This window comes from Pseudomonas sp. BNK-15 (genome assembly GCF_047456105.1).
Taxonomy (GTDB): domain Bacteria; phylum Pseudomonadota; class Gammaproteobacteria; order Pseudomonadales; family Pseudomonadaceae; genus Aquipseudomonas; species Aquipseudomonas putida_E.
Map to the genome: position 1 here is coordinate 978,309 of NZ_CP179898.1, position 11,937 is coordinate 990,245.

1 protein-coding gene is annotated in these 11,937 nt (G+C 66.8%); it reads left to right on the forward strand.

Going from position 1 to position 11,937, the window contains the following annotated elements:
* The first annotated feature begins 165 nt into the window (after nucleotides 1–165).
* Entirely contained in the window at nucleotides 166–11,937 is an 11,772-nt protein-coding gene (locus ACMGF5_RS04465; protein ID WP_414157591.1) for a BapA/Bap/LapF family large adhesin, read from the forward strand.

Genomic DNA, 11,937 nt, shown 5'->3' on the forward strand with positions numbered 1-11,937 from the left:
ATTAACCCAGAAAGCCTCTGGTTGCTTTCCGTTGGGCTGCTATATCTCCCTTACCACCGGTAACAGGGCCGTTATGCGACCGGGCTGCGTGCTACTGCACAAGCGGTTGCGCCAGCAGGATCGCCAACGGTGCCCCTGTGTGCCGCACACCAGCAGGGAGCATCCATGGACAACATCGTCGTCGCCGATAAGCAAACCACCGTCGCCACCCAGAATGCCTGGGGCAATATCACGCTCAACAGCCCAGGCGTGGTGCAGATGCCCGTTGCGCCTGACCAGGTGGCAACCGTGACCCGACGGGGTCAGGACCTGATCGTCACACTCAAGTCAGGGGAAAAGGTCACCGTCGGCAACTTCTTTGCCGTGGACCAGGCGGGTGTCGGCAGTGACATGGTCTTCGTCGGCGAAGATGGCACCCTGTGGCACGCCAACTACGATGCCGAAGCCTTCACCGGTTTCACCTTCGAGGAAGTCGCCTCGCTCGATGAACTGGTCGCAGGCATCGGCGGCGCTGGCAGCGAAACCCCGACCTGGGCGATTGCCGGGCTGAGCCTGCTGGGCGTTGGCGGCGCAGCCGCCGCCGCAGGCAGCGGTGGTGGAGGCGGTAGCAGCGGCGACGGCTCTGCGCCAGGCGACACCACGCCACCCGCCACGCCCATAGACCTGCTGGTTTCGCCCGATGGCCTGCGCCTGACTGGCCGCGGCGAGGTCGGTGCCACGGTGAATGTACGCGACGGCGCCGGCAACCTGATCGGCAGCGGCACTGTGGGCACCGACGGCACCTTCACCGTGACCTTGAACCCACCCCAGGTCAATGGCGAAAGCCTGGATGTCAGTTTGACCGATGCTGCTGGCAACGCCTCGCAGCCGGGCAACGTGGCCGCACCGGATGCAACCGCCCCCCTGGCCCCCAGCGACCTGGCCGTCAACGAGCAAGGAACCACACTAACCGGCCGCGCTGAACCCGGCTCCACCGTGCAAGTGCGTGCCGCCAACGGTACCGTGCTGGGTACCGCCGTGGCAGGTGCCGACGGCCTGTTCAGCATCACCCTGCAACCCCCGCAAACCGAGGGTCAGCCGCTGCAAGTCACAGCCAGTGACGCCGCTGGCAACACCTCACCCGCAACAGCCGTCAACGCACCCGATGACGGGGTCGGCAACCCGCCCGACACCACGCCGCCCGCACAACCGACCGACTTGGCCGTCAGCGCTGACGGCAGAGTAGTCAGCGGGCGTGCCGAACCAGGTAGTACTGTGCGCGTGCTCGCAGCGGACGGCACCACGGTACTGGGTAGCGTGGTCGTGGGCGCCAACGGTGCGTTCAGCATCACCCTCGACCCACCGCTGGTCGACGGCGAGCAGTTACAGGTAACGGCCACCGATGCCGCCGGCAACACCTCCACTGCCGGCACCGTCACCGCGCCGGACATCGATACGGGCGGTGGTGACACCACTGCGCCAGCGCCCGCCAGTGGCCTGATCATCAGCGCCGATGGCCGTACAGTCTCGGGGCGCGGTGAAGCAGGAGCAACGGTAACCGTATCGAACGACCAGGGCCAGGTCGTGGGGACCGGGACGGTGCAGCCTGATGGCACCTTTACCCTGCTACTGACCCCGCCCGTGACCGATGGCTCGTCGCTGCAAGTGACCTTGACCGATGCCGCTGGCAACGTATCAACGACAAGCCCGCTGACGGCACCGGACCTGGTAGCCCCCGGGCAACCGACCGGGCTGACGCTGAGCGATGGTCAAACGCTGACCGGCAATGCCGAACCCGGTGCACGGGTGCAAGTGCGCGACGCCTCCGGAGCCCTGATCGGCAGCGCTATCGTCGGGCCGGACGGCAGCTTCAGCCTCACCCTCGACCCTGCCCAGGCCGACGGTGAAGCCTTGGCCATCACAGTCACCGATGCCGCCGGCAACAGCTCCGCACCACTGGCTTATACCGCCCCGGACATTACTGCCCCGGGCCTCATCACCGGCGTGGTGGTGGGCGCCGGCAGCGTCGTGATATCGGGCCGCGGTGAAGCGGGTGCCACAGTGCAAGTGCTGGATGCCGACGGCAATGTGATCGGCAGTGGCACCGTGGCAGCCAATGGCACCTTCCTGGTCGAACTGGATGCTCCAGTGGCTGCGGGCGAAAGCATCGTGCTGGTACAAACCGATGCTGCCGGCAATCCGTCGCCTGAGCTCAGCATCATCGTGCCACAGACCCCCGTCCCGGAAGGCCCCGCCGGGGTGGTGGTAGCCCCCGATGGCTCGTCCGTCAGCGGCACCGCTCCGGCTGGCAGCCTGGTGGAGGTGCGCGATGCACAAGGCAATGTGCTGGGCAGCGTGCAAGTGGGCAATGATGGCAACTTCACCGTCGGCCTCGACCCCGCTCAGGCCAATGGTGAGCTGCTCGATGTGGTGGCCCTGGACGCCGACGGCAACAGCTCGCTGCCGACCCAGGTCGGTGCACCGGATATCACCCCGCCGAACCCGGCCAGTGACCTGCAACTGAGCGCCGATGGCGCTACCCTCACTGGCCGCGGTGAACCCGGGGCCAGCGTGCAGGTGAGCGATGCCCAGGGCACGGTGCTGGGCACTGCAGTGGTCGGCGCGAACGGCGTCTTCACCCTCACCCTCACACCGGCCCAGTCCGATGGCCAGATGCTCGACGTGGTGCTGCGTGACGCTGCGGGCAATACCTCGACCGCAACCCTGACCGCGCCGGACCTGGACGGCCCACTGCAACCTTCCGGGCTGGCCATCGACAGCGCAGGCCTGCACCTCACCGGGCAGGGCCAGAGTGGCTCGATCGTCACGGTACGTGCGGCGGACGGTACCGTGCTGGGCACCGCGACAGTCGGCGCCGACGGGCGCTTCGATGTCACCCTCGACCCGCCACAGCGCAACGGCGAAAGCCTCACCGTGGAGGCCACCGACAATCTCGGCAACAGTGCCGGCCCGGTCGACTTCACCGCCCCCGACAGCACCCCACCGCAAGTTGTCGGCAACCCGAGCATCGACGACAGCGGCACCACCGTTACCGGCACTGGCGAACCGGGTGCCACGGTGATCGTGCGCAGCCCCGACGGCGCTGTGCTGGGCAGCGTCGAGGTGGCCGGCGACGGCACCTTCGAACTCACCCTGGCCCCTCCACAGACCAATGGCCAGGCCTTGACCGTTGAACAACGCGACCCGACCGGTAACGTGTCAGCAGCGGTCGACCTGCCTGCTCCGGACAACGAGGCGCCCGACACCCCCACCGGCCTGGCCCTTGCCGCCGATGGCACCGTGGTTACCGGTAGCGGCGAACCCGGCGCGCAAGTGCGCGTCACCGGCACTGGCGGCGCAGTATTGGGCACCGCCGTGGTGGAGGCCGACGGTAGCTTCCGGGTAACCATCGACCCACCGCAACTCAACGGTCAGACGCTGTCCGTCACCCAGGCGGACGCTGCGGGCAACACTTCCGCTGCCGACACTGTCACTGCCAACGACCTCGAAGCACCGCAACCAGCACAAGGCCTGGGGCTGAACGCAGATGGCAGTGTGCTGAGCGGGCAAGGTGAGCCAGGCTCCACCGTAGAAGTGCGCGATGCCGGCGGGCAACTGCTGGGCGATGCCCAAGTGCAACCCGACGGCAGCTTTACCGTGACCCTCGCCCCACCCCAGACCAACGGCGAAGTACTGTCGGTGGTGCTTGTCGACGGCGAGGGCAACACATCGCCATCGGCCACCTTCACCGCTGACGATACAACCGGCCCCGCCGCCCCCACAGGCCTGCAAGTCAGTGCCGATGGCACAGCGCTGCAAGGTAACGGCGAGGTGGGCTCCACCGTTGAAGTGCGCAATGCCAACGGCGATCTACTGGGCACGGTCGTGGTGCCGGTGGGCGGCAACTTCAGCGTGCCGCTGTCGCCGGCCCAACTGGATGGCCAGAACCTCGACGTCACCCTCACCGATGCTGCCGGCAACACCTCTACCGCAGCCCAGGCAACTGCGCCGGACCTCACACCGCCTGCACTGCCGACCGATGTAAGCGTCAGCCCGGACGGCACCACTGTGACCGGCAACGCACCCGGGGCCAGCTCGGTCACGGTGACCGACCCCAATGGCACTGTCGTCACCGTTGCAGTGAACGGCGATGGCAGTTTCAGCGTACCGCTGGATACCCCGCTCACCAATGGCGAGAGCCTGACCGTGGTGGTCAGCGACGCAGCCGGCAACGACTCTGGCGCATCGACCGTCACCGCGCCGGATACCACCCCGCCCGCTGCGGCGACCGACATCACGGTCAGCCCGGATGGCGGCTTTATCGGTGGTACGGCCGAACCCGGCACCACCATCATCGTTCGCGACGGCACCACTGACCTGGGCACCGCAACCGCCGGGCCGGACGGCACCTTCGTTGTCGAAGTCGACCCACCCCTGGTTTCCGGCGACACCGTGCAGGTAGTGGTCCGAGACGACGGTGGCAACGAGACCACGGTCGACGTGGCCGGGCCAGACGGCACCGGAGTCGCTACACCAACCGCCCTGACCATCAGTGCCGACGGCTTCCTCCTGACGGGCGAAGGCACCGTGGGCTCGCTTATCACCGTGACCTCCGGCGGCACCACACTGGGCACCGCGACGGTCGGCAGCGACGGCATCTTCCGAGTGTTCTTCAGCGACGCCCAGCTCAATGCCCAGACCCTGCAGGTCAGCGCACGCCTTACAGCCGGCGGTAAACCCTCGGTACCGGCCACCATCGTTGCAGAGGACAGCACCGCGCCGGATGCCCCCACCCAGCTTGCCCTGGACCGCAGCGGCAGCACCCTCATCGGCCAAGGCGAGGTGGGTGCGACCGTGCGCGTGGTCGATGCCCAAGGCACTGAACTGGGCACTGCCACCGTTGGCAGTAACGGGTTGTTCAGCGTCAGCCTGACCCCCCCGCAAGCCAATGGCCAGAACCTTACCGTTACCCAGAGCGACGCCGCGGGCAATACCTCGCTCGCCGCCACCTTGCAGGCGCCTGATCTGCAAGCGCCTGATGCTGCCACCGGCCTGAGCCTGAACAGCGCGGCAACCGTAGTCAGCGGCCAGGGTGAGGCGGGCGCGACGGTGACCGTACGCGATGCCAGTGGCGCGATACTGGCCACAGGTACCGTCAACCAGAGCGGCCAGTTCCAGGTCACCCTGCCAAATGCACAGACCACCGGCAGCGCCTTGCAGGTCACCCTTAGCGATGCCGCTGGCAATGTGTCTGGCCCGGCGAGCCTGGCAACACCGGACCGCACGCCCCCGGCTGCGGTCGACAACCCGGTGCTCAGCGCCGACGGCAAACAGCTGTCAGGCAGTGGTGAAGCCGGCGCCACCGTGCAGGTGCGCAACGCTGCCGGCACCGTGGTCGGCACCGCGACCGTGGGCGCCGATGGCCGGTTTACGGTCACCTTCGATACCCCACAGGCAACCGGCCAGGCCATCGGCGTGAGCCAGGTGGATGCAGCGGGTAACACTTCCCCTGCTGTCACCCTCAGTACAGCCGACCTCACCCCACCAGCCCCACTGACCAATGTGGTGCTCAACAACAATGGCCTGACCCTCACCGGCCTGGGTGAAGCGGGTGCCAGCGTGACCGTGCGCGGCCCCGATGGCACCATCATTGGCACAGGCTTGGTGGCCGCCAACGGCAGCTTCACCCTCACCCTGACCAGTGCGCAACTTAACGCTCAGAACTTGAGCGTGACCCAGACCGACGCGGGCAACAACACATCACTTCCTGTTGCAGTAACAGCGCCGGACTTCACCCCACCGGCGGCGCCGGCCGCCCTCGCCCTGGCCAGTACCGGCCTGCAGCTGAGCGGCAGCGCCGAAGCAGGCAGTACCGTGACCGTGCGTGATGCCGCAGGCAATATCCTGGGCACCGCCGTGGCCAGCAGCAATGGCACCTTCCAGGTCACCCTGAGCAGCGCCCAGACCAACGGCCAGACCTTGCAGGTTACCGCCACAGATGCCGCAGGCAACGTGTCGCCTGCCGCGCCTTACACCGCAGCCGATACCACACCGCCCACCGCCGTCGCCAACCTAGCCGTCGCCGCCGACGGCGCCAGCCTTACAGGTACTGGCGAAGCCGGCGCCACGGTCACCGTGCGTGCGCCCGACGGCACCTCGCTGGGGACCGCCACGGTCGGCAGCGATGGCCGTTTCACCGTAGCGCTCAGCCCTGCAGCCACAGCCGGCGAAAGCCTCAGCGTGACCCAGGCCGATGCCGCGCAGAATGCCTCGCCGGCGCAGACCGTGACCGCGCCGGGCAACCTGGCACCGGACATTCCGGACAACCTGACGCTCTCAGCCGATGGCCTGGTGGTTACCGGCAATGCATCCCCCGGCAGTACCGTCAATGTGTATGGGCCTGACGGCGTGCTGTTGGGCACTGCGCCAGTCGGCAATGACGGCAGTTTCACGGTCAACCTCGACAGCGCACAGGCCAACGGCGAAGTCTTGCAGGTCAGTGCCGTGGGCACCGACGGCAGTGCTTCGCTGCCTGCGACCCTGCAGGCACCGGACACCACCGCCCCGCAACCGCTGACCAACCTGGTGCTGAGCAGCGACGGCCTGACGCTCACCGGCCGAGGTGAGCCGGGCGCCACAGTCACCGTGATCGGCGAAGGCGGTGTCGACCTGGGCACCGCCGTGGTCGATGCCAGTGGTAACTTCAGCATTGGCCTGAGCACCGCACAGATCAATGGCGAACAGCTCAGTGCACAGCAGACCGACGCAGCGGGCAACGAGTCCGACAGTGTCAGCCTGACTGCGCCCGACCGTGTGGCACCTGATGCTGCGGGCAACCTGGCATTTGCCGGCGGCGGCGGCTTGCTCAACGGTACTGGCGAGGCCGGCAGCACCGTCAAAGTGCTGGCTGCCGATGGCAGCACACTGGGCAGCGCTGTGGTCCGCGCCGACGGTACCTTCCAGGTCACCCTCAGCGCGCCGCAGGCCAACGGCCAGCAGGTGCAAGTGATACTGACCGATGCCGCCGGCAACCAGTCCGACCCCAGCGCCATCATTGCAGCCGATACCACTCCACCGGCCGCCCCCACTGAGCTTGCGATTTCCAGCGACGGGGTTACCCTGACCGGCCGCGGCGAGCCCGGCGCGCAGGTCAGCGTCAGCAACGCGCAGGGCGACGAAATCGGTACGGCAGTGGTCGATGCCAGCGGTAACTTCACCGTCACCCTCAACCCGGCGCTGGGCAACGCCGAACTGCTCAGCCTCAGCCAGGCCGACGCAGCCGGTAACGTGTCGGCAGTCGCCACGTTGCAAACGCCTGACTTCACGCCGCCGGCCATCCTCACCGAGGTTGACATCAATGCCGATGGCAGTGTGGTCACCGGCCTTGGCGAACCGGGCGCTACCGTCACGGTGACCAATGCCGCAGGCGTAGTGCTCGGTTCGGCCACTGTGCTCGCCGATGGCAGCTTCTCTGTGGAACTGGCGCCAGCCCAGATCAACCAGCAAGTGCTGTCGGTACAGCAGGCCGACCCACCCGGCAACATCAGCGCGCCGGTCACGATCGATGCACCCGACCTCACGCCACCGGCACCGGCAACCGAACTGCGCCTCAATGCTGCCGGCGATCAGCTCAGCGGCGTCGGCGAAGCAGGCACCACGGTAAGGGTGTACCTGGGCACCACTGAAATCGGCACCGCCACGGTGGGTGCCGACGGCACCTTCGTGGTCGACCTCAGCTCGCCGCAGCTCAATGGCCAAAGCCTTCAGGTAACCCTGACAGACGAAAGCGAAAACGTATCGCCCAACAGCTCGGTCACGGCGGTCGATACCACGCCGCCGGCCGCGGTTGTCGCGTTGCTCAACGACAGCGGCACCCAACTCACCGGTAGCGGCGAAGCAGGGGCGCGCATCACCGTGATGAACGACCGTGGCGACATGGTCGGCCAGGGCGTGATCGACCCTGACGGCACCTTCGTGCTTGACCTGACAACCCCACAGATCGACGGCCAGGTACTGACCGTCGTCGCTCAGGACGTCACCGGCAACCCCTCCGCGCCATTCGAAGTGACCGCACCGGACTTGGTGCCACCAGCGCAACCTGCCGACTTGGCGCTGAACCAGGCGGGCACGCTACTGATCGGTAGTGCCGAACCCGGCAGTACCATCACCGTGCGTGGCCCGGACAACACCATTGTCGGCACCGTCCAGGCCACCGTAGACGGCACCTTCAGCGTGACGTTGAGCCCGGCGCAGACCAACGGTCAACTGCTGACCGTGGTCTCTACCGATGACGCCGGCAATGCTTCGCTGCCAGCCACCTACCAGGCTACCGACACGTCGCCACCTGCTCTGGTCACCAACCTGGCAATCAATACCGACTACGATGTGCTCACCGGGCGCGGTGAGCCCAACGCTACAGTGACCGTCAGCCTGGCAGGCAATCCCATCGGCACCGGCGTGGTCGATGCCAGCGGCAATTTCTCCATTGAACTGGACCCCGCCCCCGGGCCTGCCGCCATCTTGACCGTCACCCAGTACGACGGCACGAACATCTCGGAGGAAGAAACTTACCTGACTCCCCTGGTTCCACCTCCAGCTCCCCCCACCGATGTGGTGCTCGGCAGTGACGGCCTGACGCTGACCGGCAATGCCACCAGTGGCGCGTCGATACGCGTCTACGACGAAGACGGCGACTTGATCGGCAGCGGCGTAGCCGACCTCAACGGCGACTTCAGCCTTCAACTCGATACCGCCCAACTCAACGGGCAGTCACTGTCGGTCACTGCCGTGGACCTGGTAGGCGGCGAATCGCAGCCAGTATTCGTGCAGGCGGACGACACCACTGCGCCGGCCAACCCGGTGGTCACTGCGCTGTCCGCCAATGGCCTGGTGCTTACCGGTACCGGTGAAGCCAATGCCACGGTCACCGTGCGTGATGCCAGTGGCAATGTGCTCGGCACCGGCGTGGTCAACGCTGGCGGCGTGTTCAGCATCAACCTGACCAGCGCGCAGCTCAACGGCCAGGTACTCGGTGTGACACAGGTCGACGTTGCACAGAATGCCTCGGGCAGCACCAGCTATACCGCGCCGGACACACAGGCGCCAGCTGCACCGACCAGCCTTGCCGTGACCGGCGCAGGCACCGTACTGACCGGCGTCGGCGAGCCCGGCGCGACAGTCACCGTCATCGGCCCGGGCGGTCCGTTGGGCAGCGCCGTGGTACAACCCGACGGTAGCTTCACCGTCACCCTCACCAGTACGCAGAACGACGGGCAGTTGCTTACCGTGCGTCAGTCCGATGCCGCCGGCAACCAGTCCGGCAGCGCCAGCATCACTGCACCGGACACCACGCCACCCGCCGCGCCAGTGGCCGCCATCAACGCCAACGGCACCACGGTAAGCGGCTCTGGCCAGATCGGCAGCACCGTCACCGTGCGCGACACTGCAGGCACGGTGCTGGGCACCGCCACAGTGGGCAGCAACGGCCTGTTCGTGGTCAGCCTGGCGGCGGCGCAAATCGACAACCAGGCCCTGACTGTCACCTTGACCGATGCCACCGGCAACACCTCGACCGGCACCGCACTGACCGCTCCAGACCTCACCCCGCCTGCGCTGGCCAGCAACCTGGTGATCAGCGCCGACGGCAGCACCCTGACCGGCAGCGGCGAGCCTGGCGCCACGGTCACAGTGCGCAGTTCCACCGGCACCGTCCTGCAAACCGGCACGGTGCAGCCCGACGGCACCTTCTCCGTAACCCTGACCCCTGCCCAAGACAACGGCCAGACACTGTCGGTATCGCTGACCGACCCACGCAACAACGCCTCCGGCAGCGTTGCCATCACCGCACCGGACGTGGACGCCAACGCACCGGTGACCGCCAGCGACAATCTGGCCACCGCCACCGTCAACCTGGCACCGGTTGTCGCCACGCAGACCTACACCGACAGTTTCACCACACTACTGGCGGGCTTCAGCAAGACCTACACCTGGACCGTCGACCCCGGCACCACGGTGGACCCGACCCTGACGCTGACCACCAGCAGTGCCCTGGCCCTGCTCGACAATGCCACCTTCACCCTGCAGGTGAAAGACGCGTCCGGGGCCTGGGTGACTTTGGCTACCGGTAACAGCCTGGGCCTGCTCGACCTGATTCTGCTCCCCTTGGGCGAGGGGGTGCAGGTCGACATCGGCGAACTGCAGGCCGGTGAATACCGCCTGACCGTAGGCAGCGGCGGCATCGGCCTGGTGACCAACGTCACCACCACGCTGGACATCCAAACCTCCAGCCTGACCGAGTTCACCGGCACCGGTACCCCCACTACCGGCAACGTCATCACCGACCCTGGTGTCGACGGCACCACCGATGCCCGTGGCCCGGACAGCAGCGCCGTGCTGCAGGTGCTCAAGAACGGCAGCTACGTCACCGCCGGCAGCGCCACCGAAGTGCAAGGCCTGTATGGCACTCTGGTGATCCGCGCCGATGGCAGCTACACCTACACGCCGAACGGCACCCCATCCAGCGTCGGCAAAGTAGACGTGTTCAGCTATCAACTGGTGCACGGCAACGGCCTGACCGATGTCGCCAACCTCTACGTGCGGATCGACAGCCCGCAAGCCACGGAGGTCTGGAGCGATAGCAACCTCAGCGCGCCCGCCACGGTGGTCGATGCCGTCAACGACATCGACAGCACCAACATCAGCCTGGCAAACCGGGTGGACACCGACAGCGGCACACTCGGAACGCTGCCCCTGCCGCTGATCGGCTCGCGGCAGGCGATCTACGAGACCACCGTTGCCGCCGATACCACCGCCAACCTGCAAGTGGTGCTCAACTCCGCCAACCTGCTGGGCCTGCTCAACGGCACCACCATCGCCCTTTACAAACTCAACACGGCTACCGGCCAGTACGTACTTGTGCAGTCTGTGCCCGGCAGTTCGCTGATCAGCCTGCTCGGCGGCGGCTCGGCCTACACCTTCCAGAACCAGGGCCCAGGTGCCTACGAGATCCGTGTCAGCGCAGGTGGCATCGGCCTGCTCAGTTCGATCACTACCAGCCTCAACACCACCACCACGTACACCAACGAGTTCGTGGTCAGCGGCTACACCCCAGTGACCGGCAACCTGTTGACCGACACCGCCGGCGGCGGTGCAGACAACCTGGGTTCGACGCTGACCGTGCTCAGCGTGCTGGTAGCGGCCAACACCTACGCCATCCCCGGTTACAACGGCGTCAGCGTGACCGGCACCTACGGCACGCTTTTGGTGAACGCTGACGGCAGCTACACCTATACCCTCAAGGAGGGCCTGACCTCGGCAGTGGTCGGCCAACAGGACACTTTCACCTACGAACTGACGCACCCCAACGGCACCACCGATACCGCAACGCTGACCATCAACCTGGACAACGCTGCCGGGCTCACCGCGACCACCTCGCTGCTGGCTGACGGCGGCGACGAGGGTGCGGCCCTGGCCAGTGTCGCCGCGGCGGCCTCCGCCGAGGTGATTGCCGGCACCGATGGCAATGACCAACTCGATGGCAGCCAGGGTGGGCAGATCAGCCTGCAGGGCGGGGCCGGCGACGACACCCTCGTGGTGGTGGACCAGGCCTTTGCCAGCGTCGAGGGCGGTAGCGGTACCGACACCCTGCTGTGGGGCGGCGGCGATGCCAGCATCGACCTGGGCTCCCTGGCCGGGCGTGTCCACGACATCGAAATCATCGACCTCAATGACACCAGCGCGGTAGCCCTGACGCTGAACCTGGCGGATGTGGTGGCCGTCACCGAAAGCGGCAGCAGCACGCTGCTGATCAAAGGCGACGACAAGGATTCGGTGCACATGACCGACACCTGGAGCCTGACCGGCAGCCAGAGCGCCGACGGCATCGACTATAACCAATACACGGCCCAGGAGGACCCGAGCCACCACCTGTGGGTGCAAAACGGCATTCATGTCGTCTGA